Source organism: Nocardioides flavus (ex Wang et al. 2016) (assembly GCF_014653115.1).
Taxonomy (GTDB): domain Bacteria; phylum Actinomycetota; class Actinomycetes; order Propionibacteriales; family Nocardioidaceae; genus Nocardioides; species Nocardioides flavus.
This window is the reverse complement of sequence record NZ_BNAD01000007.1, coordinates 147,316-171,149: the sequence shown is the minus strand read 5'-3', so window position 1 is coordinate 171,149 and position 23,834 is coordinate 147,316. Positions and strand designations below refer to the sequence as shown.

The window sequence follows — 23,834 nt, the reverse complement described above, 5'->3', positions numbered from 1 at the left end:
CTCACCCGCATCGCGTTCGGCTTCCACTCACCCCAACCCCTCATCGCGCTCGCGATGCTCAGCCGCGGCCCCTACAGACCAGCCCTCCCAAGCCGAGCATGACCCACACATCAGTCAGGAGAGCCGGTCAACCGGGGATCACTGACGTTGTCAGGCAATGCAGAGGCCGACAACGTCCGCGAGAGCCTGACAACCCCATCAGGCAGCGGCGGTGCGGAACAACCGACGGATCCGGTCAGCTGTCTCGACGGGCTTGTAGAGGTCTGCCCAGACGATGCGGATGCACCGCCACCCCGTGAGCTCGCAGATCCGGGACTCGCGCTGCTTCTCCCGCAGGACGCAGTCGACGACGGACTCACCCTCGCGCAGATGCCTCTGGTACTTCACCTTGCCGTCGAACTCCAGGAAGACGCCGAGCTCGGGCCACGCCAGGTCGACCCGCGCCACATCGAGCCCCCGCTCGTCCAAGATCGGGTAGTTGGGAACCGGAGCCGGGAGGTGCTGGGTCCAACAGAGAAACCGGGCACGAGACTCGCCCACCGACTCCGAGCGTCCGTCCGCAAGCCGCAGCACGAGATCTGTCGTCAAGGTCCGCGGCCAGTACGTCATTGCCTCGTAGCGTGCCCGAAGCTTCTCGGGAGTCGTGTGGCCGTTGTGCAGGAGGTAGTCGATCTCGACCAGAGCGTGCTCGACGTCGAGCAGAGTGGTGAGCTCCAACGCTGTGCGTGTGGCGCTCATCACCGAGACGCCATTGCGCACCTCGACATCCTCGTCGCCCGCCTCGCCGCATGCCTCGCCGCATGCCTCGCCGCATGCCTGGTCGCCCGTCACCCCACCCCGTGCGATGACACCGCGGTGCTGGACCACGCCAGCCTCGGCCCGGCCCGCGCGTTCGTCCGGCCGAGTGACGTGCACGGTCGTGAGGTCGCAGTCCCACAGCGGCGCGTCGTACTCGTTGGCGGAGCTCAGGTGACTCAGGACGACGTCAGTGTTCGCCTGGCGCACGACGGCGCGGCACAGGACGCCGTAACGACCGTTGGCACCCAGGCCCGCCCATCCATCACCCAGGACGTAGGCACCACGACGTACGCGCACCCAGTCGCCGATTCTGACGAGGAGCGCGATGGCGCGGTCGTGGTACCCGAGCGCCAGGGCTTCCTTGCGCGTGAAGACGCCATGGAGCTCGATGAGTGCTCGCAGCTGGTGGTCCATGGTCTGAGGCTGCCCCGCACCGACCTCACCTGCCGTCACTCGCTCCGGGGCGTGTGGAAAACGGCGGACGACGCGCGCCTGTGGACGGTTGGCGGCGGCCGGCGGGATCATATGGAGGTGAGGTTGCCAGGCAGTCGCTGACGTTGTCAGGCGTTGCACGGGCCGACAACGTCAGCGATCCCCGGCTGACCGGGGATCGCTGGGACCCGCGCAGACCTCAGTACGCCTGGAGAGCAGCCGTACGCCGCGACGCCTCGGCCATCTCGGCGGCCTTGAGGGAGGTCTCGTCGAGACGGCCGTGCTGCTCCCACCACTGCTGGCCGGACTCGGGCAGCGTGTGGATCGGGTCGTAGTACTCGTAGAGACGCGAGAGCGCCTCGGCGTCGTCGGACTCGATGGAGGTGCGGTAGTTCTTGGTCCAGAAGGAGATGCCGTGCTCGGTGTCGTAGTCGGCGTTCTGGTGCACCCAGCGCTTGCCGACGAACGGCACGTCGCACACGATGCGCGGCGTCGCGAAGCCCGGCAGGTAGCCCATGATGTGGTGCTGCAGGCGCTGCGCGTCGGCGAGCGAGACCCGCCAGTGCTCCGAGAACGGGATCATGTCGCACATGTAGAAGTAGTAGGGCATGATCTGCGCGCCGTCGAGCAGGCGGAAGCACAGGTCGAGCAGGGCGTGCGGGTCGGCGTTGACGCCGTTGAGCAGCACGCCCTGGTTGCGTACGTCGCGCAGGCCGGCGTCGAGCATCGCCCGCGAGGCCTCGGCGACGATCGGCGTCACCGAGTTCGCGTGGTTGGCGTGGGTGTGCATCGCCAGCGACACCCCGCGTGAGCGGGCGACCCCGGCCACCCGGGCGACACCCTCGACGACGTCGGGCTGGAGCCAGTGCTGCGGCAGGCCGATGAGCGCCTTGGTGGCGAGTCGGATGTCGCGGATGTTCTCGACCTCGAGCACGGACATGAGGAACGCCTCGAGGCGGGGCCACGGCATGTTGGCCACGTCTCCGCCGGATACCACCACGTCGCGTACCGACGGGGTGCGCCGCAGGTAGTCGAGCATGTCGCCGAGGCGGTCGTTGGGCTTGCCGGCGAACTTGAGCTTGTCGATGACCGGGGTCGAGTTGCCGACGAGGTCCATGCGGGTGCAGTGGCCGCAGTACTGGGGGCAGGTCGGGAGCAGCTCGGCGAGCACCTTGGTGGGGTAGCGGTGGGTGAGGCCCTCGGTGGCCCACATGTCGTGCTCGTGCAGCGAGTCGCGTGCGGCGTGCGGGTGGGACGGCCAGTCGGTGCGCCGGTCGCTGAACACCGGGATCATGTAGTGCCGGACCGGGTCGGCGTAGAACGCCTCGGTCATCGAGCCGGCTCCACCCGGCGAGAACGCCGGCACCATCGTGTTCATCATCTGCGGCGGCACGAGCATCGACATGGTGGCCCGCTCGGCCTGGTCGCGCTCGAGGTCGGCGTAGAACCGCTCGTCGAGCAGGTCGCCCATCAGCTCGCGCAGCTGCTTGACGTTCTTGATGCAGTGCGCGCGCTGCCACTGCACGGAGGACCACTCGTCGGCGGTCACCGACGCCCAGCCGGGGAAGCGGGTCCAGTCGGGCTCGACGAGCTCCACCCGGTGGTAGGGATAGGGCTGTCCGGTGGCGAGGCCGGGACCGAGGTGGGGGGCGGTCTCGATGCTCATGAGATCTCCTTGCAGGGGCCCGGTCGCGGCCGGGTCAGGGCTGACGGCGCGCCGGTTGTGTGGGCGGCGACACATCTGGGAGAGTACGTGGAGAACGTACGGCGAGTCCAATGCCACGCCGCAAGATTTCCGGTTCAAACCGTTGAACCTAGAAGGATGCACTGCATGAACCTGTCCACGGACGTCCGCACCAGCGATCCGACCGGCCTGCACCGTGTCCTGGACGAGCCCGCCGTGCTCCCCCAGGCGGCCCAGCGGCTCGACACCCGCGCGGAGCTCTGGCCCGACGAGGTCCGGGTCCGCGTGGAGCGGCTCAACCTCGACGCCGCGTCGTTCCGCCAGCTCGAGCGCGCGCACACGAAGTTCGGGGAGACCGATGCGGACGCCGTCCGCGCCGAGGTGCTCGACATCGTCGCCGCACGGGGCAAGATGCAGAACCCCGTGACGGGGTCGGGCGGGATGCTCGTCGGCACCGTGGAGGAGGTCGGCCCCGAGTCGCCCCTGGGCCTGGCGGTGGGGGACCGGGTCGCGACGCTCGTCAGCCTGACCCTCACGCCGCTCGTCATCGAGGACGGGCTGGCCCGCTGGGACGGCCGCAGCGAGCAGGTCCCCTGCGACGGCTACGCCGTGCTCTTCGGCCGCTCCATCGCCGAGGTGGTCCCCGACGACCTCGACCCGGCGCTCTCGTTGAGCGTGATGGACGTGTGCGGAGCACCGGCACTGACCCGACGCGTCGTGGAGGAGTACGCCGCCCGCGCCGGGCAGGACGGGGTTGGCGCTCCGGTCGTGGCCGTCATCGGTGGTGCCGGCAAGTCCGGCTCCCTCAGCCTCGCGGCCGCCCGCGCCGCCGGCGCCGCCCGTACCATCGGCGTCGTCCCGCACCAGGGAGAGCACGACGTCCTCGCTGACGCCGGCATCGCCGACGTGGTCACCGTCGCCGACGCCCGCGACCCGATCGCGCTGCGCGACGCCGTCACGGCGGCCGGAGGGCCCGCCGACGTCACGGTCGTGTGCGTCGACGTGCCGGGCTGCGAGGGCGGCGCGATCCTCGCGACCGCCGAGGGCGGCACCGTCATCTTCTTCTCCATGGCCACCAGCTTCAGCGCCGCCGCGCTCGGCGCCGAGGGACTGGCCGCCGACGTACGGATGCTCGTCGGCAACGGCTACGTGCCGGGCCACGCGGCGTACGCGATGGAGCTGCTGCGCGCCGACGCCGGTGTCCGCGGCCTGTTCGAGCGGAGGTTGTGATGGCGGCCAGCCAGCTCGGCATCGACCGCGCCGACGTACGCCGCGCCCGTACGCTCGCGCGCCAGGTCGGCAAGCCGATCGTCGACCTCGCCCGGCGCCACACCACCGTCTCGGTCGAGCGGGCGACGCTGCGCCTGGCCGGGCTCGGCGGCGCCGACCCGGACGGCACCCCGTGGGTCAACCGGCTGGCCGACGTCGTACGGGCGGACACCGGGCTCGAGCACGGCGTGAGCCTGCCCGTGTGGGACGCGCTGCTGCGCGGCGAGGCGGAGGACCTGCTGACGCTCGCCCAGAAGGCGGCTGCCGGCTCGGTGACCTTCCGGCTCCCCGAGGGCAGGGACTCCACGCGTGCCGCCGGTGCGTCTCGCAAGGCCGTCGCCGCCGGCATCAGGCAGATCGATCGCCAGCGTGTCGCCCGCGAGAAGATGATCGCGAGGGTCGGCGACGCCCCCAGCAAGCCGTGGATCTACCTCATCGTGGCCACCGGCGACATCCACGAGGACATCCCGCAGGCGCAGGCCGCGGCCCGCGAGGGTGCCGACGTGATCGCGGTGATCCGCTCGACCGGCCAGTCGTTGCTCGACTTCGTGCCCGAGGGTGCCACGCGCGAGGGCTTCGCCGGCACCTACGCCACCCAGGAGAACTTCCGCCTCATGCGGGCTGCCCTCGACGAGACGTCGCGGGAGCTGGGTCGCTACGTGCGCCTGACCAACTACGCCTCCGGCCTCTGCATGCCGGAGATCGCGACGCTGGCCGGCCTCGAGCGCCTCGACATGATGCTCAACGACTCGATGTACGGGATCCTGTTCCGCGACATCAACCCGGTCCGGACCTTCGTCGACCAGCGCTTCAGCCGCCAGATCCACGCTCGCGCCGGGATCATCATCAACACCGGCGAGGACAACTACCTCACCACCGCGGACGCCGTCGAGGCGGCGCACACCGTCACGACGAGCCAGCTCCTCAACGAGTACTTCGCCAAGGAGGCCGGGCTCGAGGACTGGCAGCTCGGGCTCGGCCACGCCTTCGAGATCGACCCGGAGGTGCCCGACTCGTTCCGCCTCGAGCTCGCCCACGCGATGCTCGCCCGCGAGCTCTTCCCCGACGCGCCGCTCAAGTGGATGCCGCCGACGCGCCACATGACCGGCGACATCTTCAAGGGCTACCTGCTCGACGGGTTCTTCAACCTCGTCGGCGCGATGACGGGCCAGGGCATCCTGCTGGTCGGGATGATGACCGAGGCCGTCGTCACCCCCTGGATCTCCGACCGCGACCTCGCCCTGCAGAACGTCCGCTACGTCATGAACGCCGCCGGCAACCTGCGCGAGGACTTCCACCCCTCGCCCGACGGCTTCATCGCCACCCGTGCGCGCGAGGTGCTCGGCGAGGCCGTGGACCTGCTCGAGGAGATCAAGGCCGATCGCAGCGTCCCGGGGCAGCCGCCGCTGCTCTCCGCCATCGCCGACGGCACCTTCGGGCTGATGAAGCGCCCCGCCGACAAGGGCAAGGGCCTCGACGGGGTCGCCCGCAAGGCGCCCGGCTACTACAACCCGGCGACCGAGATCCTGGAGGGGACCAAGTGAGCCTGATCAGGCCGTACGGCGACACCACCGGCGACGGGATGGTGCAGCTGTCGTTCACCCTGCCGATCCAGCACTCCAAGGTGGCCGAGGGCGCCGCGGTCCAGCTGGCCAACAAGATGGGCATGGACCCGGCCCTGGTCGTGCACGCCAAGCCGATGGGGGAGGGCTTCACGTTCTTCGTCGTCTACGGACGCGTGAACCACCTCGTCGACCCCAGCACGGTCGAGGTCGTCGAGCGCGACTACCCGCTGCTGACGCCGAAGGAGGCCAACGCTGCGATCAAGCGCTCCCTGCGTCGGCGCCTGGTCGTGGTCGGCGGGTGCATCGGCACCGACGCGCACACGGTCGGCATCGACGCGATCCTGAACATCAAGGGCTTCGCGGGCGAGAAGGGCCTGGAGTACTACCGCGAGCTCAAGGTCGTGAACCTCGGCGCCCAGGTCTCCGTCCCGCAGCTCGTCGAGGCAGCCAGGGAGGAGAGGGCCGACGCCGTGCTCGTCTCCCAGGTCGTGACCCAGCGCGACGCCCACCTGCTCAACACCCGGGAGATGTCGGCGGCGTTCCGCGAGGCCTACCCCGCGGCGTCGCGCCCGCTGCTCGTCGTCGGCGGGCCGCGCTTCGACGAGACCATGGCCGACGAGCTGGGCGTCGACCGGGTCTTCAGCAGGGGAACGACGCCGGGTGAGGTCGCCTCGTTCATCGTCCACCGTCTCACCGGTCCCCGCCCGACCACGCAGGAGAAGGCCTCATGAGCACTCCCACGACCGATCGCACCGGCACCGTCGTCACCCACCGCCGCTACGTGCCCTACTCCCACGCTCACTACGCCGGCAACCTGGTGGACGGCGCCTACAGCCTCGGGCTGTTCGGCGACGTGGCGACCGAGCTGTGCATCGTCCTCGACGGCGACGAGGGCCTGTTCGCGTCCTACTCCGACGTGCAGTTCCGAGCGCCCGTGCGAGCCGGGGACCTCCTCGAGATCACCGCCACGCTGGTGCGCGAGGGCACCCGCAGCCGGGTGATGGACTTCGCCGTCCACGTCGTCGGCAGGGGTGCGCCCACCGCGGGTGCGCCCGGTGCCGCCGAGGTCCTCCACCCCCCGATCGTGGCCACGACGGCCACCGGGACGGTCGTCGTGCCTCCGCGGTCCTGATCACGCCCCCAACGCGGCCGGCTCTCGGCGTGTCCGCGCGACACGCCGCCAGCCGGAAGATTTGTCTGACGAGTTTCGTCGGCCGAACAGCCCGTTGACCTGCGAGAACGCGCATTCGTGCAGGTCAGCCGCGTGTTGACACTCCTCGTGGCGGGAGGGATCGTTCCCGGGTCCGCCTGTGCAGCTCGCGGGTGGCGCCTTCGGCAGAGGGGAGACGAGCGTGGGGTACGCGAAGCCAGCGGTGCCCTCCGTCCGCCGACCCGTCGACGGCGTCCCGCGGGGGCCGGATGCGGGAGGAACCACGGGGCCTTAGACAACTTCGCGTGCTCGTCAGCCAGTCGAGCGCGCGTTGGTCCGAAGCCCCCTCGTTCCTCCCGCTCCGCTGCAGGCGCGTGGCCCCTCGTGCCGGACCGTCGGCTACGGTCTGTGCGTGCCGCTGCGCTGCCTCCTCGCCCTGGTCGGCGGTCTCGCCCTCGCCGCGGCCTTCGAGCCGATCGGGCACGCGTGGCTGATGCCGCCGGCGGTCGCGGCGCTGGTCATCTCCGTACACGGCCTGGCGCCTCTGCGGGCGTGGGTCCCGAGTCTGGTGTTCGGCATCGCCTTCATCTTCTCGGTGATGGTCTGGATGCGCGCGGTCGGGACCGACGCGTGGATCGCGATGTGCACCCTGGAGTCGGCCTTCTTCGTGCCCCTCGGGATCGGACTCTCCTGGAGCATGCGGGTGCGCGCATGGCCGGTCCTCGCGGCCCTGTGGTGGGTCGGCGTCGAGACGTGGCGCAGCGGCTTCCCGTTCAGCGGGATGCCGTTCGGCCGCCTGGTCTTCGCCACCGCGGACACCCCGTGGGCCGACGCCATCGCCTGGGTCGGCATGACGGGCGTGAGCTTCCTCGTGGCCCTCACCGGCACGACGCTGGCCTGGCTGCTGGTCCAGCTGAGCGCGCGGTCCCGCGGTCAGGCTCCTGCCTCGACGCGCACCACCTACGCAGTGGTCGCCGCTCTCGCCGTCGTCACCCTGGCCCCGACGCTCGCGCCGTACCCGCTCGAGCGCACCGGCAGCGCGACGGTCGCCCTCGTGCAGGGCGACGTCCCCGGGACCGGGCTCAACGTCCCGGCGGTGCACCGCGAGGTGACGGCCAACCACGTGCGGTTGACCCGTGAGCTGGCCGCAGCCGTCGACGCGGGGGAGCAGCAGCAGCCGGACTTCGTGGTCTGGCCCGAGAACTCCACGGCCGTCGACCCGTTCCTCGATCCCGGCGTCCGCGCCGGGATCGTCGCGGCCTCCGACGCCATCGAGGTGCCGATCATCGTCGGCGGCACCAACAGCAACCCGCTCGACGACACCCAGGTGCTCAACCAGGGCATCGTCTACCAGCCGGGCCTGGGCAGCGGCGACCGCTACACCAAGCGCAACCCGGTGCCCTACGGCGAGTACATCCCGTTCCGCGGCAGCAGCTGGATGCCGTCGACGTACGGACGCCTCACCGAGGTGCCACGCGACATGGTGCGCGGCACGAGCCTGGAGCCGATCCGGGTGGGCGAGCACCTCGTCGCCGACGCGATCTGCTTCGACGTGGCCTACGACGACGGGATCGCCGGGCAGGTCGCCCGCGGCGCCGAGCTCGTCACCGTGCAGACCAGCAACGCGATGTTCAGCCGGACCGGGCAGCTCGCGCAGCAGTTCGAGATCAGCCGGCTGCGCGCGGTCGAGACCGGACGGTGGGTGGTGGTCGCGGCCATCAACGGCGTGTCGGGCGTCGTACGACCGGACGGGTCCGTGGTCGCCTCCGCGCCGGCTCGCACCCACGAGGTGCTGGTGGAGACCGTCGGCCTCAGCACGACGACCACCCTGGCCGTACGCCTCGGCGTCTGGCCGGGGCGACTCGTCCTGCTCTTCCTCGTCCTGCACGCGGCGGCGGTCGCGGTGGCCTATCGTCGTGCCCGGCCGGGCGTCCGCCCGTCGGACCGCGAGTCGGAACAGGGTGGAACCGAGTGAGTGTCGAAGGCCTCGGCCGTTGCGTGATGGTGGTCCCGACCTACAACGAGGCGGACAACCTCGAGTGGATCGTCGGACGGCTGCGGGCGGCGCAGCCCGGGGTCGACGTGCTGGTCGTCGACGACAACAGCCCCGACGGCACGGGTGACCTCGCCGACAAGCTCGCCGCAGCCGATCCCGCCATCAGCGTCGTGCATCGCACCGAGAAGGCCGGCCTCGGCGCGGCGTACCTGCACGGGTTCGACGTGGCCCTGCGCGCCGGCTACGACGTCATCGGTGAGATGGACGCCGACGGCTCCCACCAGCCCGAGCAGCTCCACCGCCTCGTCGAGGCCCTGCGGACCGCCGACCTCGTGATCGGCTCGCGCTACGTGCCCGGCGGGTCGGTGGTCAACTGGCCGGTCCAGCGACTCCTGCTGTCGCGCGGCGGCAACCTCTACGTACGTCTGCTGCTCGGCATCCGCGTCAAGGACGCCACGGCCGGCTACCGCCTGTTCCGGCGGTCCACCCTCGAGGCCATCGACCTTGCCTCGGTGAGGTCTACTGGATACGTGTTCCAGACCGATCTCGCCTACCGCACCCTGAGCCGTGGGCTGCGCCTGACCGAGGTGCCGATCGACTTCGTCGAACGCGAGCGCGGCGACTCCAAGATGAGCGGCCAGGTGGCCACCGAGTCACTGCGCAAGATCACCCGCTGGGGCCTGGCCGAGCGGCGTGCGCAGCTGCGTCGACGGGGCAGACGCGGATGACGCACCCCACCGCGCCCCGTACGGGTCCCCGCCGCAGGCGGTGGCTGCGCCCGGCCCTGGCCGCGGCGTTCGTCGCCGTGCCACTCATCGAGATCTGGGCGATCCTGCAGGTCGGGCAGCTGGTCGGACCGTGGTGGACGATCGTTCTCCTCGTGCTCGACAGCCTGGTGGGCGCCTGGCTGATCAAGCGGGAGGGCGGTCGCGCCTGGCAGGCCCTGCGGACGGCGCTGCAGAGCGGCCGGATGCCGGCACGTGAGATCGCCGACGGCGCACTGATCCTGATCGGCGGCACCCTGATGCTGAGCCCCGGCTTCGTGCTCGACGTCGCCGGGATCCTGCTGGTCCTGCCCTTCACCCGACCGGTGGCCCGCCGCATGCTCACCACCGTGGTGGAACGGCGGCTGGTGGCCGCGCCCGGATTCGGCACACGCTCCGGAAATGACGCGCGCCCCGGACCGGGGCCCGGAGGCCCGGTGGTCCGGGGCGACGTCGTCGAGTGATCGCCGCAGCTCAGCGGTCGATCACGACACTCGCTTCTTCTTGTTGGCGCGGTGCAGGTGCGCGGGGCCGATCTCGCCGCCGCGCAGCAGCTCGAGCCGCTCCTTGAGGATGTCCTCGAGCTCCTTCTCCGAGCGACGCTCCAGGAGCATGTCCCAGTGCGTGCGGGCCGGCTTCTCGACCTTCTCCTCGGGCAGGATCCCCGCGGTGCTCAGCGCCTCGGCACCGCAGCGCGGGCACTCCCACACGGCCGGGATGTCGGCCTCGACCGACATCGTGACCTCGAAGTCGTGTCCCTGCTTGCAGCGATAACCGACCTGCTGCCGAGCGGCGAACTCGATGCCGCGCTCGTCCTCGAAACTCTGGCCTCCGAGCCGTGCGCCACGCAGTGTGCGCTCCGCCACAGTGCCCACCTCCATTGGGTTGCTGACACCCGTTGTGTTGTGTTGGGGTCTCTCCCAGTGCAACGAGCCGGACGGCAGTCCGTGACGCCGCTCGTGACGACGCGGCTCTGGTGCACCAGAAGTTCTACAGCCTTCAACGGTAGCGGGGTCGTCGCAATTCCGCGGATTCGTGACCGCGGCAGTCCCGCTCAGGCGAGACGAACTTCACCCTTGGGGGTGGAGGGCCGTACGGTGCCGGCGGCGACAGGCCTCAGATGACGGCTGGTACGTCGTTGCCGGCCTCCCGGATCCCACGCTCGGTGTCGACGCGCGTCAGCAGCAGGCCGCCGATGACGAAGAACGCGATGAGGGCGAAGATCGCCGGGCGGTAGGAGTCGGTGACGGCCAGCACGATGCCGAACGTGGCGGTGCCGAACCACGAGGTGCCGCGGTCCATCGCGTGGTAGAAGCTGAAGTACTCGGCCTCCTTGCCCCGCGGGATGAGCAGCGAGAAGTACGACCGGGCCAGCGCCTGGGTGCCGCCGAGCACGACGCCGATGGCAGCCCCCAGAACGAGGAAGAACGGGACGTTGCCTGCCGGCAGGAAGAGCGCCACGGTGACGATCACGCACCAGATGGCGAGCCCGAGCAGGATCGACCGCTTCGCGCCGAACAGCCCGGCCAGCCGGCCGAAGAGCAGCGCGCCGCCGAAGGCCACGAACTGCACCATGAGGATGGTCGCGATGAGGACGGTCTGGGAGTGGCCGAGCTCCTCCGAGCCGTACACCGACGCCGAGGCGATGACGGTCTGGATGCCGTCGTTGAAGAACAGGTAGGCGACCAGGAACGTCAGCGCCATGGGGTAGTTGCGCAGCTCCCGCAGGGTGGCGGCGAGCTGGCCGAAGCTGCGGCGCACCGCGTTGCCCTCGACCGGCTCGACGTCGACCGGCTGGTGGTTGCGCAGCCGGAGGAAGGGGATCAGGGTGAAGCCGGCCCACCAGACCGCTGCGGACAGCATGCACAGCCGCGCGGCCAGGCCCTCGTCGAGCCCGAGCGCCTCGTGACCGAGGTAGACGGCGAGGTTGAGCACCAGGAGCAGGCCGCCGCCGAGGTAGCCGAACGCCCACCCGCGTGACGACACGCGGTCCCGGTCGTCCTCGTCGGAGATCAGCGGCAGGATCGAGTCGTTGACCACGCCCGCGGCGCCGAAGAACAGGTTGCCGAAGACGATGCCGACGGCGGCCAGCAGCCAGTTGTCGCCGGTGGCGAAGAAGATCAGCGAGGCGAAGAAGGCACCCGTCCAGGCCAGCGTCGCGAGCAGTCGCTTCTTGTTGGCCACGCGGTCGGCGTAGGCGCCGAGCGGCGGCAGGATCAGCGCGGACAGGATCGTGGAGACCGTGATGAGCCAGAAGAAGAGCGAGTCGGGCGGCAACGACAGCGAGCCGACCTCGAAGCGCCCCTCCTCGCCGCCCACCGCGTTCTCCGCGAGGTTGATGAAGTAGGGCCCGAAGAAGACGGTGCCGATGGTGGTCGTGTAGGCGCTGTTGGCCCAGTCGTACCAGTACCAGGCCTTCTGCTCCCGCGCCTGCTCCAGCGGCTCGAGGTCGGCGATCCCGCCGCCGGTCACGACTCGGTCGATTCCGTCGCTCATGCCTCACCTTCCATACGGCCCTCGGCGGGGCCGTGCCACTGTCCGCGGGCGCGGAGCACGTCCCTGAGTATGTCCGTGCGATCAGTCATGATGCCGTCGACACCGCGGTCGAGGAGCGTGTTCATCTCGATCGGGTCGTCGATCGTCCAGACGTGCACCTGCACGCCGGCGGCGCGCGCCCTCCGTACGAGCCCCGCCGACGCGACGAGCAGGCGGCCCTGGCGGTGCGGGACCTGGAGGGCGACCGGTCGTCCCCGGGTGATCCAGCGCGCCAGCCGGGCGCTGGGGGAGAGGACGAACGCGGCCACCTCGAGCGGGTGCGCCGAGGTCGCGACCCGGCCTCGCGTGCGCCGCCGGAAGGCCGACAGCCGGCGCCGGGAGAAGGAGCCCACGAGCACCCGGTCCCATGCCTCGCGCTCCTCGAGGAAGTCGGCGAGCGCCTCGACCGCGCCCGCCGACTTGAGGTCGATGTTGAAGCGCGCGCCCGGGAAGGCGTCGAAGAGCTCCCCGAGCGTCGGCACCCGCTCCCGGCCGGCGATCAGCGCGTGCTGCACCTCGGCGTACGTCGACTCGCCGACGTGGCCCGTGCGGTCGGTGACGCGGTCGAGGACGGTGTCGTGGAAGGCCAGCAGCACACCGTCACGGGTGACGTGGACGTCGGTCTCGAGGTAGGTGTATCCCAGCTCCACGGCATGCGCGAACGCGACCACGGTGTTCTCGAGGCCCTCGATGTCGGGGTGGTACGCGCCGCCGCGGTGGGCGAACGCCAGCGGACGGGCGGAGTCGAGGTATCCCCGGGCGGCCGGGTGCGGTGACTTCACGCCAGAAGTATGGATGCAGCGGTACCGTCGGGGGATGGAGAGCATGACGTGTCCCCGATGTGGTGCCGAGATGGACGAGAAGACCCTCGGCGAGGCGACGGTCAACCAGTGCCCCGACGGGCACGGAGTGTTCCTGGCGCGCGCTGACCTGGGCCTGCTGATCGAGGCGGAGAACGACTGGCACCGCAACGCCGGTCAGCACACCGCCCCGCTGCCGCGGATCACCGCCGACATGACCGCCCCGCCGGCGATGGGCAAGGTGTCGCGGGCCTGGGTGGAGACGCTGTTTGGCTGACGAGGCCTCGTCTCGGTGGTTGAGGTGCGAGGAGCGCCAGCGACGAGCCTCGAAACCATCTCTCCACCAACGTGAGATCTCGACGCGCCCGTTCCGAGCTCGCTCCTCGCTCGGAGGGCTTGCTCGATCTGGCCGGGCCCACGCCGCTGACTCGTTCCTCGTCCGCGGCTGCCCGTCTCAGATGTCGCGGAAGGTCTCGATGTTCGCGCCGAGCTCGTTGAGCCGCTCGGCGAGGTCCTCGTAGCCGCGGTGGATGACGTAGGTGGAGCGCAGCACGCTTCGACCCTTCGAGGCCAGCATCGCGATGAGCAGCACGACGGCGGGACGCAGCGCCGGCGGGCAGACGATCTCCGCGCCGGAGAAGTGGGTCGGGCCCTCCACGAGCACGCGGTGCGGGTCGAGGAGCTTGACCTGGGCGCCTAGCTTGTTGAGCTCCGTCAGGTAGATCGCACGGTTCTCGTACACCCAGTCGTGCAGCAGGGTCTGGCCGTCGGCGACGGCCGCGATGACCGCGAAGAACGGGAGGTTGTCGATGTTGAGGCCGGGGAAGGGCATCGGGTGGATCTTGTCCAGCGGCGCCCGGAGGTCGGAGGGGTAGGTGGTGATGTCGACCAGGCGCGTCTCGCCGTTGAGCGCGGGGTACTCGGGGGAGCGGTCGTAGCGGAAGCCCATCTCCTCCAGGATCGCGAGCTCCAGCTCGAGGAACTCGATCGGGGCCCGGCGGATGGTGATCGACGACCTCGTGACGATCGCGGCGGCGAGCAGCGACATCGCCTCGATGGGGTCCTCCGACGGCGCGTAGTCGACGTCGACGTCGATCGAGGACCTGCCGGTGATGCGCAGGGTCGTGGTGCCGATGCCCTCGACGGTGACGCCCAGCTTCTGCAGGTAGAAGCAGAGGTCCTGGACCATGTAGTTGGACGAGGCGTTGCGGATCACCGTCGTGCCCGGGTGCAGCGCGGCAGCCATGAGCGCGTTCTCCGTGACCGAGTCGCCACGCTCGGTGAGGACGATGGGACGCTCGGGCTCCACGGCCCGGTTGACGCTCGCGTGGTAGCTGCCGTCGGTGGCCTTCACGTCGAGACCGAACGGGCGCAGCGCCGACATGTGCGGCTCGACGGTGCGCTCGCCGAGGTTGCAGCCACCCGCGTAGGGGAGCTCGAACGTGTCGTAGCGGTGCAGCAGCGGGCCGAGGAACATGATCACCGAGCGCGTGCGCCGCGCGGCGCCCTCGTCGATCGCGGCGAGGTTGAGGTCGGCGGGCGGGACGATCTCGAGGTCGTTGTCCTCGTTGAGCCACCGGGTGGCCACGCCGAGGGAGTTGAGCACCTCGAGCAGGCGGTTGACCTCCTCGATGCGCGCGACCTTGCGCAGCGTCGTACGGCCCTTGTTGAGCAGCGAGGCGCACAGCAGCGCCACGCCGGCGTTCTTCGAGGTCTTGACGTCGATCGAGCCCGACAGGGTCGTGGGGCCGTCCACGCGCAGGTGGGTGGGACCGGCGCCCAGGGCGACGATCTCGGAGTCGAGGGCGGCACCGATGCGGGCGAGCATCTCGAGCGAGAGGTTCTGGTGCCCCTTCTCGATCCGGTTGATGGCGCTCTGGCTCGTGCCGAGGACCTCGGCGAGCTGGTGCTGGGTGAGCCCGCGGTGCTTGCGGGCGTCGCGGATGAGATTGCCGATGCGACCCTTGTAGTCAGCCATGGCACCACGGTATCTCAGATATGAGATAACGCCATTCTGAGCCCACCCGAGGGTGTCTCTGCGGACGTGATCGTTGGCACCCGCGTGGCAGGATCCGACCATGCGCGCAACCACGATCCACGCCCCCGGCGACATCCGCTTCGAGGAGGTCCCTGACCCCCGCATCGAGCTGCCCACCGACGCGATCGTGAAGGTCGTCGCGGGCTGCATCTGCGGGTCGGACCTCTGGCCCTATCGCGGCGAGAACGACGTCACCGCCGGCGCCACCATCGGCCACGAGTGCGTCGGCGTGGTGGAGGAGGTGGGGGCGGACGTCCGCGAGACCAAGGTCGGCGACTTCGTCATCGTCCCGTTCTGCCACTGCGACAACACCTGCGCCCACTGCCGGGCCGGGGTGCAGTCGGCGTGCGTCAACCTCGGGATGACGCAGAGCGGGCAAGGTGAGTACGCCCGCGTCGCGCAGGCCGACGGCAGCCTGGTCGCCACGGACGGGATGCCCGACGAGCGCCTGATCCCCTCGCTCCTTGCCCTGACCGACGTGATGGCCACCGGCTGGCACGCCGCGGTCGCTGCCGGTGTGCAGCCGGGACACACGGCCGTCGTGGTGGGCGACGGGGCCGTCGGGCTCAGCGGTGTGCTGGCGGCCGCGCAGATGGGAGCGGAGCGCGTCATCGCGATGTCGCGCCACGAGCCACGCCAGGAGATCGCCCGGGCGTTCGGCGCGACGGACATCGTCGCCGAGCGCGGCAAGGAGGGCGAGGCACGCATCGCCGACCTCACCGACGGCATCGGCGCGGACGCCGTGCTGGAGTGCGTCGGCACCGACGCCGCGATGCGGACCGCCTTCACTGTGGCGCGTCCGGGGTCCACCGTCGGGTTCGTCGGCGTGCCGCACGGTGTCGAGCTCCCGGTCGGCCGGATGTTCCAGAAGAACGTCGGACTCGCGGGCGGCATGGCGCCCGTTCGCCGCTACCTGCCCGACCTGCTCGAGCGGGTGCTGTCCGGTGCGATCGACCCGGGCCGGGTCTTCGACCTCACGCTGCCCATGGCCGAGTCGGCCGAGGGCTACCGGGCCATGGACGAACGCCGCGCGATCAAGGTCCTGCTCCAGCCGTGAGCGAGCACACGGGCGACCACGTCGACGACCACCGCGCAGATGCAGAGGACCGGCTGCGCCTCGGTCCGTTGCTGCGCCACGTCGACGAGACCTCGGCCGCTGTCTGGGTCGAGACCGAGGACGCGGCGACCGTCACCGTCACCCGTGGCGAGGCCTCGGCCAGCGCCCGTACGTTCCTCGTCCACGGCCACCACTACGCGCTCGTCGAGCTGGACGGGCTCACCCCTGGCACCACCGAGGCCTACACGGTCGCGCTCGACGACGACCAGGTGTGGCCGCCCGCGGGCTCGCCGTACCCGCCGCCGGTGATCGCGACGCTGGAGGCCGGACGGCCGCTGCACCTGGCCTTCGGCTCCTGCCGTACGTCGGTCTCCCACGACGAGAAGGGCAACCGCCTGCACGGCGTCGACGCGCTCCGGGCCTGGGCGTTGCGCGTGGCCGACCAGGTCGCGCCGGCCGACGCCGACGACCCGGACCTGGCCACGGACCGGTTGCCCGACCTGGTGCTGTTCCTGGGCGACCAGGTCTACGCCGACGAGACCACCGACGCCATGCGGGCGTTCATCGAGTCGCGGCGCGACATCGAGGAGCCACCGTGGACCGAGCTCCAGGACTACGAGGAGTACGCCGAGCTCTACCGCTTGGCGTGGTCGGACCCGGCCAACCGTTGGGTGCTGTCGACGGTCCCGAGCGCGATGATCTTCGACGACCACGACATCCGCGACGACTGGAACACCTCGCTCGACTGGCGCACCGAGATGGAGGCCACGTCGTGGTGGCACGGCCGCATCGTCGCGGGCCTGGCGTCCTACTGGGTCTACCAGCACCTGGGCAACATGTCGCCCGCCGAGCGCGAGAACGACGAGATCTACACCGCGGTGCGCGCCCACCGCGGGCACGACGAGCACGACCTCGGTCCGCTCATCGACGCCTTCGCCGCCCGGGTCGACCAGGAGCCGCAGACCTACCGCTGGAGCTACACCCGCGACTTCGACACCCAGGCCCGGCTCGTCGTCGTCGACTCACGGGCGGCCCGGCAGCTCGACCCGGACGACCGCGCGATGCTCGACCCCGACGAGGCCGCGTGGCTCGACCGTCAGCTGCGGGGCGACGTCGACCACCTGCTCGTCGCGACCTCCCTGCCGTTCCTGCTGGCCCGCGGGCTGCACCACCTCGAGGCCTTCAGCGAGGCGCTGGCCCAGGGGGCGTGGGGCGAGCGGGGCGGCCGGATCGGCGAGTGGATGCGCCAGGTGGTCGACCTCGAGCACTGGGGAGCGTTCCAGAACAGCTTCCAGGAGCTCGCGCGCCAGGCGATGGAGGTCGCGTCCGGGCAGCGGGGGAGGGCTCCGTCGACGGTGACCTTCCTGTCCGGCGACGTGCACCACAGCTATGTCAGCGAGGCCCGCTCGGCGCACGGGGGCCCGGAGCTCACGTCGACCATCCTCCAGGCCGTCTGCTCCCCGATCCGCAACCCGCTCTCGCGCAACATGCGCTTCGCGACGGCCGTGCTGTCCTACGGGGTCGCCGGCCCGGTCGGCCGGCTCGCGTCGAGGTCGGCCCGGGTGCCGGACGCCCCGCTCACCTGGACGTACGCCGAGGGGCCGTGGTTCGACAACAACCTGGCGTTCCTCCGCATCAACGGCCCCAGCCTCAAGATGTGGTGGGCCACGGGTGAGGTCATCGACGACCACGAGCGGCCACGGCTCGCCAAGGTCGCGAGCTACGAGCTCGACGACCAGGGGCACCCGCCGCCGCACGACAAGGTGCGCGAGCGGCTCGTCCGCGGGCTGCGTCGCCGCTATCGCGACAAGGTCAAGGACCGGGTCAGACAGCGCTGAGCAGCCGGTCGCGACCGCGCGCGCAGTCGCAGGTGTCCGAGCACGGCAGGTAGGTGTGGAGCGCGTGCCCGCAGCCGGTGCACGGCAGGTCGTGCGAGAGGTGGAGCGTGCTGGTCTCGACGGTGTCCCACATCGGCGTCCTCCTTCCCTGCCTCGAGCGGTGGACCGGCCGGTGCCGACCCGTTGCTCCTGTGACGTCGAGGGTCGCACCGGATGACGCCGCCGGGGCGCCAACCCGCCCGGAAGTGCCCGATCTGGGGCACGAATGACCCGTTCGGGCCATGCGCGCGTGACCCGTCCGTACGGTGTCGGCGGCCTAGGATCGCGACGTGTCCGTCTCCGTGCACGACCTGACGCGCCGGGAGGCGCGTCGGATCGCCGTGCGCGCCCAGCTGCTCGCGGCCGACCGACCCGTGGACGTGCTGGACACCGTCCGGCACCTGGGGTTCCTCCAGGTCGACCTGACCCGGGTCGTCGCCCACCACGCCGACCTCGCGCTGTGGTCCCGGCTGGGGAGCGCGTACGAGCAGGAGCACCTCGAGGAGCTCGTGGGCAACGGTGCCCTGGTCGAGCTCCAGGCGATGTGGCGCCCCGGCGAGGACATCGCCCTCTTCCGGACGGACATGGACGCGTGGCCCGGCCGACCGCCGCTGAAGGAGTGGCAGGAGGACGTGCGCGACTGGGTCGCCGCCAACGACGGGTGCCGCCGGGAGGTGCTGGCCCTGCTGCGCACCGAGGGGCCGATGGCGGCGCGCGACCTGCCGGACAGCTGCGAGGTCCCGTGGCGCTCCTCGGGGTGGACCAACGACAAGAACGTGATGAAGCTCCTCGAGTGCCTCGAGGCGCGCGGCGAGGTCGCCGTGGCCTCCCGCGAGGGGCGCGAGCGCCGCTGGGACCTCGCCGAGCGCGTCCACCCCGGCGACCCCGCCGTCCCGGCCGAGGAGGCGCACCGGGTGCTGGCCCGTCGCCGCCTCAGCGCGCTCGGGATCGCCCGCCCGCGCGCCCTCGAGGCGTGGGACGAGCCCTTCGACGTGCGCGACACCGGCGAGCCGGCCCGCATCGAGGGCGTACGCGGGCTGTGGCGCGTGGACCCCGACCGGCTGCACGACCTGGCCGACTTCGAGGGGCGTACGGCCGTCCTGTCGCCGCTGGACCGACTCGTCTTCGACCGCAAGCGGATGGCGGACGTGTTCGGCTTCGACTACCAGCTCGAGATGTACAAGCCGGCGGCGCAGCGTCGCTGGGGCTACTGGGCGATGCCGGTGCTCGACGGGGACGAGCTCGTCGGCAAGGTCGACGCGACCGCGGACCGCGACGGCGGGGTGCTGCTGGTTGATGCCGTCCACGAGGACGGCGACTGGTCCGCCGCCCGGCGGCGCCGGGTGCACGCCGAGCTCGACGCGCTGGGGGAGTGGCTGGGGCTCGCGGTCGTCAGACCGTGAAACCGAGCGCCTCGGCCAGGCCGTGCGGGTCGGCCACCGACAACGTCGCGCCGGGGTGGGTGATCGTGGCGGTCGGGTCGATGGCGGGTACCGGCTCGTGGAAGGTGAGGCAGAGCGCCGTGTCACCGTTGGTGGTCATCGAGACGCCCCGGTCGGTGAACGACAGGTGGGGCGGACCGGCGGTCTTCACGAAGGAGAAGCCCCCGGTGAGCTGCGCCGAGGCGATGTTGTCGCGCGGGGTCGCCAGCCGCCACGGGCCGTAGCGGACGTACAGCCAGCGCGGGCCGACCTCGACGGTCGTGGTGCCCGGCCGGATCCCGAACGCACGCGCCGCGAGGGCGTACGACGGGGCGAAGGCGAAGTCGAAGGACTGCACCGCCTCGGGGGTGGCGTCGGCACCTCCGGTCGTGCGCACCAGGCGCCGCAGCGCCATCCCGGCCGGCACGCGATAGGGCTGCACGAGGCTCGCTGTCGGCGGATGGACGCGCACCAGGGCGTGGCTCCCGCCTCCCGGCGCCGGGAGGACGTGGTGGTCCATCCGCACCCGCGCCGACGCCCGGCCGACCTCCCAGGTCCACGACCGGAGCCCAGGGTCGAGCTCGGTGATGCGGAAGTCCACCGCGAGGCCGGCGGGACCGTGGACCCGGCCCGTCACGCCCACGGCCAGAACCGCTGCGTCCGTCTGGACGTCACGGACCTGGGGCGCCCAGACGGTCCACTCCGCGGGGTCGGTGAAGCGCCGCCACACCTCGTCGGGGTGGGCGGGACCGGTGGCCTCGACGAGCACGTCAGCCCCCGCTCAGAGGATGACCGTGTCGTTGTCGCCGAGGTCGGGCTTCTCGTCGCCGAGCAGTCCCTTGGCGAGCTGGATCGCGGCGTTGACCCGGCCCGGCGACTCCCAGTACTCCGCGGTCGAGCCGTCGATCTCGAGCAGGACGTTGGACGGGTCGTCGGGGCCGCCGGACATGAACGCGCCGGCCGAGGCGTCCCACAGCTCCTCGAGCTTGCGGCGGTCCTGGCTCACCCGGGCGGTGCCGGACAGCGACACCAATCCCGCCTTGCTCGAGTAGGCCACGTTCACGCGCGGGTCGGCCTCGATGGCACGCACCTTGTCGGTGTCACGCTCGGTGAGGAACCAGGTCGTCCCCGGCTGCTCGAAGTCCTGCGTCCCCATCGGCGTGGAGACGAGCGCGCCCTGCAACGACACGTAGGTGAGCACCGCGATGTCGGTGTCCTTCATGATCTCGGCGACGGTGCCGAGCTGGTCGTCGTGTGTCGTCATGCCCTCGACCATGGCACGCCGTGCCCAGCGACTGCCTCATCCACCCGGGCGGTCGCGTCACGTACGCCCTCGGTGGCGCGTCGAACTGGCAGGATGGCCTGCCACGGGGAGGAGACGCACCGCATGTCCAGCACCACCACCGGCACCACGAGCACGCACCCGGCCGACGACCACGCGCTGATCCGCGTCGAGGGCGCCCGGGAGAACAACCTGAGGAACGTCAGCGTCGAGCTGCCGAAGCGCCGCCTGACCGTGTTCACCGGGGTGTCGGGCTCCGGCAAGAGCTCGCTCGTCTTCGCCACGATCGCCGCCGAGTCGCAGCGCCTGATCAACGAGACCTACAGCGCGTTCGTGCAGGGATTCATGCCCACCCTCGCCCGGCCCGACGTGGACCACCTCGAGGGCCTGACCACCGCGATCATCGTCGACCAGGAGCGGATGGGGGCCAACCCGCGCTCCACCGTGGGCACCGCGACCGACGCCAACGCGATGCTGCGGATCCTGTTCAGCCGGCTCGGGGACCCGTACGTCGGCCCGCCCACGGCGTACTCGTTCAACGTCCCGACCCGCAAGGCCAGCGGGATGATGACCACCGAGAAGGGCGGGCGCACCGAGCGCCGGGTCGCCAGGCAGGAGGTCTACCTCGGGGGCATGTGCCCGCGCTGCGAGGGCATGGGCAAGGTCAACGACATCGACCTGACTGCGCTCTACGACGACGAGAAGTCGCTGTCCGAGGGAGCCCTGACGGTGCCCGGCTACTCCATGGACGGGTGGTACGGCCGGCTCTTCGAGGGCATGGGCCTGCCGATGGACAAGCCGATCAGGACGTTCACCAAGAAGCAGCTCGAGACGATGCTGTGGTCGGAGCCCACCAAGATCAAGGTCGAGGGCGTCAACCTGACGTTCACCGGCATCATCCCGCAGATCCAGAAGTCGATGCTGTCCAAGGACCCCGAGGCGATGCAGCCCCACGTCCGGCGCTTCGTGGAGCGGGCCGTCACGTTCCAGACCTGCCCCGACTGCGAGGGCACCCGGCTCACCCCCGAGGCGCGGCGCTCGAAGATCCGCGGCAGGTCGATCGCCGACCTGTGCGAGATGCAGATCAGCGACCTCGCCGACTGGGTGCGCGACCTCGACGAGCCGTCGGTGGCGCCGCTGCTCAAGGGACTGCAGCACCTGCTCGACTCGTTCTCCGAGATCGGCCTCGGCTACCTGTCGCTGGACCGGCCGGCGGGCACGCTGTCGGGCGGCGAGGCGCAGCGCACCAAGATGATCCGCCACCTCGGGTCGTCGCTGACCGACGTGACGTACGTCTTCGACGAGCCCACGATCGGGCTGCACCCGCACGACATCGAGAAGATGAACGACCTCCTGCTGCAGCTGCGCGACAAGGGCAACACCGTCCTCGTCGTCGAGCACAAGCCCGAGACGATCCAGATCGCCGACCACGTCGTCGACCTCGGTCCCGGCGCTGGCTCAGCCGGCGGCGAGATCTGTTTCGAGGGCGACGTCGAGGGCCTGCGCGCGAGCGACACCGTCACGGGCCGGCACCTCGACGACCGAGCGCGGCTCAAGGAGTCCGTACGGTCCGCCTCGGGCGCGCTGGAGGTGCGTGGCGCGTCGATGCACAACCTCAAGGACGTCGACGTCGACGTCCCGCTGGGCCTGCTGACCGTGGTGACGGGCGTCGCCGGCTCGGGCAAGAGCTCGCTGATCCACGGCTCGCTGGCGGGCCGCGACGAGGTGGTCGTCATCGACCAGGGGGCGATCAAGGGGTCGCGCCGCAGCAACCCGGCGACGTACACCGGCCTGCTCGAGCCGATCCGCAAGGCGTTCGCCAAGGCCAACGGCGTCAAGCCGGCGCTCTTCAGCGCCAACTCCGAGGGAGCCTGCCCGACCTGCAACGGGGCCGGGGTCATCCTCACCGAGCTCGGCCCGATGGCGACCGTGGAGTCTCCGTGCGAGGAGTGCGAGGGACGACGCTTCCGGGCCGACGTCCTCGACCACACGCTCGGCGGCAAGGACATCGCCGAGGTGCACGAGATGTCGGTCGTCGACGCGCTGGCGCTCTTCGGCGAGGGGGAGGCGAGGATCCCCGCCGCGGTGAAGATCCTCGAGCGGCTCGTCGACGTCGGGCTGGGCTACCTCTCGCTCGGCCAGCCCCTGACCACGCTGTCGGGAGGTGAGCGCCAGCGGCTCAAGCTCGCCACGCAGATGGGCGACAAGGGCGACGTCTACATCCTCGACGAGCCCACCACCGGGCTGCACCTCGCCGACGTGCAGAACCTGCTCGCGCTGCTCGACCGCCTGGTCGACTCGGGCCGCTCGGTGATCGTGATCGAGCACCACCAGGCCGTGATGGCGCACGCGGACTGGATCATCGACCTCGGCCCCGGTGCCGGCCACGACGGCGGCACGGTGGTCTTCGAGGGGACTCCCGCGCAGATGGTCGAGGCGGCGGCGCCGACCCTGACCGGACAGCACCTCGCGGCGTACGTGGGCGCCTGATGCTGCTCCTCCACGGCCTCGGTGCGACGGGCGGCGTGTGGCACGCCGACGACGGCGTGGCACCCGACCTGCCCGGGCACGGGGCTGCGCCGTGGCACGACGCCTACTCCTTCGACGCGATGGCGGAGGCAGTGCTGCCGCTGCTCGGCGACGAGCCGGCGACGGTGGTCGGGCACTCGATGGGCGGCGTCGTGGCACTCGCGCTCGCTGCGAAGGCCCCCGACCGCGTGCGGAGGGTCGTCGGCCTCGGGATCAAGGTGGCGTGGTCGGCCGAGGACGTCGAACGCGCGAGGGCGCTGGCGGCGCGGCCCGTGGCGACGTACGACACCCGTGGTGCGGCGGTCGAGCGGTTCCTGCGGGTCTCGGGCCTGGCCGGGCTGGTCCCGCCCGATGACCCGATGACCGACGACGCCGTGGTGGACCGCGTGGCAGCGGGGGAGGGGAGCGGCTGGCGGCTCGCGCAGGACCCGCGCACGTTCGGCGTCGGTGTCCCCGACCTCGCCGGGCTCCTCGCCTCGGTGACCTGCGAGGTCGTCCTCGCCCGCGGCGAGCACGACCGCATGGTCTCCCACGACCAGCTCGCAGCACTCGTGCCCGATCCGGTCACGCTCCGCGGGCTCGGGCACAACGCCCACGTCGAGGACCGCGCCGCGGTGCTCGCGCTGGGCTGACCGGG

The 23,834-nt window shown here is 71.1% G+C and carries 22 protein-coding genes; 13 read left to right on the top strand and 9 right to left on the bottom strand.

Annotation, left to right across the window (positions count from 1 at the left end; translation table 11 throughout):
• Window positions 1-198: 198 nt before the first annotated feature.
• Both IE200_RS13545 and IE200_RS13540 read right to left on the bottom strand, forming a co-directional pair.
• Window positions 199-1,212 carry a type IV toxin-antitoxin system AbiEi family antitoxin domain-containing protein gene (locus IE200_RS13545; RefSeq protein ID WP_191280005.1) on the bottom strand — a complete coding sequence of 338 codons (1,014 nt, stop codon included), beginning with the start codon at window positions 1,210-1,212 and terminating at the stop codon, window positions 199-201.
• Between the two features lie 217 nt (window positions 1,213-1,429).
• Window positions 1,430-2,896 carry a KamA family radical SAM protein gene (locus tag IE200_RS13540; protein WP_191280004.1) on the bottom strand — a complete coding sequence of 489 codons (1,467 nt, stop codon included), beginning with the start codon at window positions 2,894-2,896 and terminating at the stop codon, window positions 1,430-1,432.
• Between the two features lie 165 nt (window positions 2,897-3,061).
• Between IE200_RS13540 and kdd the strand changes: the two genes are divergently transcribed.
• The 7 genes from kdd to IE200_RS13505 all read left to right on the top strand — a co-directional run bounded on the left by kdd (window position 3,062) and on the right by IE200_RS13505 (window position 10,122).
• A complete protein-coding gene (kdd, locus tag IE200_RS13535; protein WP_191280003.1) occupies window positions 3,062-4,144 on the top strand; it encodes an L-erythro-3,5-diaminohexanoate dehydrogenase in 1,083 nt (360 codons plus the stop codon).
• Entirely contained in the window at window positions 4,144-5,727 is a 1,584-nt protein-coding gene (gene kamD / locus IE200_RS13530) for a lysine 5,6-aminomutase subunit alpha (protein ID WP_191280002.1), read from the top strand. Before kdd ends, kamD begins: the two co-directional genes overlap by 1 nt.
• Window positions 5,724-6,479: a lysine 5,6-aminomutase subunit beta gene (gene kamE / locus IE200_RS13525; protein ID WP_191280001.1), complete on the top strand. Its 756-nt coding sequence runs from the start codon at window positions 5,724-5,726 to the stop codon at window positions 6,477-6,479. Before kamD ends, kamE begins: the two co-directional genes overlap by 4 nt.
• Window positions 6,476-6,880, top strand: a complete 405-nt coding sequence (gene kal / locus IE200_RS13520) for a 3-aminobutyryl-CoA ammonia lyase (protein ID WP_191280000.1) — start codon at window positions 6,476-6,478, stop codon at window positions 6,878-6,880. Before kamE ends, kal begins: the two co-directional genes overlap by 4 nt.
• A 430-nt stretch (window positions 6,881-7,310) precedes the next feature.
• A complete protein-coding gene (lnt, locus tag IE200_RS13515) occupies window positions 7,311-8,873 on the top strand; it encodes an apolipoprotein N-acyltransferase (protein ID WP_191279999.1) in 1,563 nt (520 codons plus the stop codon).
• Window positions 8,870-9,622: a polyprenol monophosphomannose synthase gene (locus tag IE200_RS13510; RefSeq protein ID WP_229856522.1), complete on the top strand. Its 753-nt coding sequence runs from the start codon at window positions 8,870-8,872 to the stop codon at window positions 9,620-9,622. Before lnt ends, IE200_RS13510 begins: the two co-directional genes overlap by 4 nt.
• Complete coding sequence (locus IE200_RS13505; protein ID WP_191279998.1) at window positions 9,619-10,122, top strand: FxsA family protein; 504 nt, start codon at window positions 9,619-9,621, stop codon at window positions 10,120-10,122. The genes IE200_RS13510 and IE200_RS13505 overlap by 4 nt, the downstream gene beginning before the upstream one ends.
• A 21-nt stretch (window positions 10,123-10,143) precedes the next feature.
• Here the strand turns inward: IE200_RS13505 and IE200_RS13500 are convergent, their stop codons facing one another.
• The 3 genes from IE200_RS13500 to IE200_RS13490 all read right to left on the bottom strand — a co-directional run bounded on the left by IE200_RS13500 (window position 10,144) and on the right by IE200_RS13490 (window position 12,975).
• Window positions 10,144-10,524, bottom strand: coding sequence for an RNA polymerase-binding protein RbpA (locus tag IE200_RS13500; RefSeq protein ID WP_129454004.1), 381 nt, complete (start codon window positions 10,522-10,524; stop codon window positions 10,144-10,146).
• A 250-nt stretch (window positions 10,525-10,774) separates the two neighbouring features.
• On the bottom strand, window positions 10,775-12,154 hold the full coding sequence (locus IE200_RS13495) for an MFS transporter (RefSeq protein WP_191279997.1): 1,380 nt from the start codon (window positions 12,152-12,154) through the stop codon (window positions 10,775-10,777).
• A complete protein-coding gene (locus IE200_RS13490; RefSeq protein ID WP_229856520.1) occupies window positions 12,151-12,975 on the bottom strand; it encodes a glycerophosphodiester phosphodiesterase in 825 nt (274 codons plus the stop codon). The genes IE200_RS13495 and IE200_RS13490 overlap by 4 nt, the downstream gene beginning before the upstream one ends.
• Between IE200_RS13490 and IE200_RS13485 the strand changes: the two genes are divergently transcribed.
• Window positions 12,884-13,270 carry a TFIIB-type zinc ribbon-containing protein gene (locus tag IE200_RS13485; RefSeq protein ID WP_308433009.1) on the top strand — a complete coding sequence of 129 codons (387 nt, stop codon included), beginning with the start codon at window positions 12,884-12,886 and terminating at the stop codon, window positions 13,268-13,270. The genes IE200_RS13490 and IE200_RS13485 overlap by 92 nt on opposite strands.
• A gap of 177 nt (window positions 13,271-13,447) precedes the next feature.
• Here IE200_RS13485 and IE200_RS13480 read toward each other — a convergent pair whose 3' ends face one another.
• On the bottom strand, window positions 13,448-14,971 hold the full coding sequence (locus tag IE200_RS13480) for a helix-turn-helix domain-containing protein (RefSeq protein ID WP_191279994.1): 1,524 nt from the start codon (window positions 14,969-14,971) through the stop codon (window positions 13,448-13,450).
• Between the two features lie 100 nt (window positions 14,972-15,071).
• Between IE200_RS13480 and IE200_RS13475 the strand changes: the two genes are divergently transcribed.
• Both IE200_RS13475 and IE200_RS13470 read left to right on the top strand, forming a co-directional pair.
• Window positions 15,072-16,088: a zinc-dependent alcohol dehydrogenase family protein gene (locus IE200_RS13475; RefSeq protein WP_191279993.1), complete on the top strand. Its 1,017-nt coding sequence runs from the start codon at window positions 15,072-15,074 to the stop codon at window positions 16,086-16,088.
• A complete protein-coding gene (locus tag IE200_RS13470) occupies window positions 16,085-17,926 on the top strand; it encodes an alkaline phosphatase D family protein (protein ID WP_229856519.1) in 1,842 nt (613 codons plus the stop codon). Before IE200_RS13475 ends, IE200_RS13470 begins: the two co-directional genes overlap by 4 nt.
• Here the strand turns inward: IE200_RS13470 and IE200_RS13465 are convergent.
• On the bottom strand, window positions 17,913-18,059 hold the full coding sequence (locus IE200_RS13465; protein WP_191279992.1) for a hypothetical protein: 147 nt from the start codon (window positions 18,057-18,059) through the stop codon (window positions 17,913-17,915). The two genes, IE200_RS13470 and IE200_RS13465, sit on opposite strands and share 14 nt — an antisense overlap.
• A gap of 196 nt (window positions 18,060-18,255) precedes the next feature.
• On the opposite strand from IE200_RS13465, the gene IE200_RS13460 reads away from it, so the two are divergent.
• Entirely contained in the window at window positions 18,256-19,368 is a 1,113-nt protein-coding gene (locus tag IE200_RS13460; protein ID WP_229856517.1) for a DNA glycosylase AlkZ-like family protein, read from the top strand.
• Here the strand turns inward: IE200_RS13460 and IE200_RS13455 are convergent.
• Window positions 19,358-20,155 carry an SRPBCC family protein gene (locus tag IE200_RS13455; RefSeq protein WP_191279991.1) on the bottom strand — a complete coding sequence of 266 codons (798 nt, stop codon included), beginning with the start codon at window positions 20,153-20,155 and terminating at the stop codon, window positions 19,358-19,360. The genes IE200_RS13460 and IE200_RS13455 overlap by 11 nt on opposite strands.
• A 12-nt stretch (window positions 20,156-20,167) precedes the next feature.
• Window positions 20,168-20,650, bottom strand: coding sequence for a pyridoxamine 5'-phosphate oxidase family protein (locus IE200_RS13450; protein ID WP_191279990.1), 483 nt, complete (start codon window positions 20,648-20,650; stop codon window positions 20,168-20,170).
• A gap of 123 nt (window positions 20,651-20,773) precedes the next feature.
• Here IE200_RS13450 and IE200_RS13445 point away from each other — a divergent pair, with 123 nt between their 5' ends.
• The gene (locus tag IE200_RS13445) at window positions 20,774-23,158 is read left to right on the top strand and encodes an ATP-binding cassette domain-containing protein (protein WP_191279989.1); all 2,385 of its coding nucleotides are present in this window, start codon (window positions 20,774-20,776) and stop codon (window positions 23,156-23,158) included.
• Window positions 23,158-23,829 (top strand): alpha/beta fold hydrolase, encoded by a 672-nt coding sequence (locus IE200_RS13440; RefSeq protein WP_191279988.1) that lies wholly within the window; start codon window positions 23,158-23,160, stop codon window positions 23,827-23,829. The genes IE200_RS13445 and IE200_RS13440 overlap by 1 nt, the downstream gene beginning before the upstream one ends.
• The last annotated feature ends 5 nt before the right edge of the window (window positions 23,830-23,834 follow it).

Bases quoted from the DNA above. Each gene is read 5' to 3' on its own strand.
- IE200_RS13480 (WP_191279994.1), bottom strand. From the start codon at position 14,971: ATGGCTGACTACAAGGGTCGCATCGGCAATCTCATCCGCGACGCCCGC.
- IE200_RS13505 (WP_191279998.1), top strand. From the start codon at position 9,619: ATGACGCACCCCACCGCGCCCCGTACGGGTCCCCGCCGCAGGCGGTGG.
- kdd (WP_191280003.1), top strand. From the start codon at position 3,062: ATGAACCTGTCCACGGACGTCCGCACCAGCGATCCGACCGGCCTGCAC.
- IE200_RS13540 (WP_191280004.1), bottom strand. From the start codon at position 2,896: ATGAGCATCGAGACCGCCCCCCACCTCGGTCCCGGCCTCGCCACCGGA.
- IE200_RS13495 (WP_191279997.1), bottom strand. From the start codon at position 12,154: ATGAGCGACGGAATCGACCGAGTCGTGACCGGCGGCGGGATCGCCGAC.
- IE200_RS13445 (WP_191279989.1), top strand. From the start codon at position 20,774: ATGTCCAGCACCACCACCGGCACCACGAGCACGCACCCGGCCGACGAC.
- IE200_RS13465 (WP_191279992.1), bottom strand. From the start codon at position 18,059: ATGTGGGACACCGTCGAGACCAGCACGCTCCACCTCTCGCACGACCTG.
- IE200_RS13440 (WP_191279988.1), top strand. From the start codon at position 23,158: ATGCTGCTCCTCCACGGCCTCGGTGCGACGGGCGGCGTGTGGCACGCC.
- IE200_RS13450 (WP_191279990.1), bottom strand. From the start codon at position 20,650: ATGACGACACACGACGACCAGCTCGGCACCGTCGCCGAGATCATGAAG.
- IE200_RS13485 (WP_308433009.1), top strand. From the start codon at position 12,884: ATGTCGGGGTGGTACGCGCCGCCGCGGTGGGCGAACGCCAGCGGACGG.
- kal (WP_191280000.1), top strand. From the start codon at position 6,476: ATGAGCACTCCCACGACCGATCGCACCGGCACCGTCGTCACCCACCGC.
- IE200_RS13545 (WP_191280005.1), bottom strand. From the start codon at position 1,212: ATGGACCACCAGCTGCGAGCACTCATCGAGCTCCATGGCGTCTTCACG.
- kamD (WP_191280002.1), top strand. From the start codon at position 4,144: ATGGCGGCCAGCCAGCTCGGCATCGACCGCGCCGACGTACGCCGCGCC.
- IE200_RS13475 (WP_191279993.1), top strand. From the start codon at position 15,072: ATGCGCGCAACCACGATCCACGCCCCCGGCGACATCCGCTTCGAGGAG.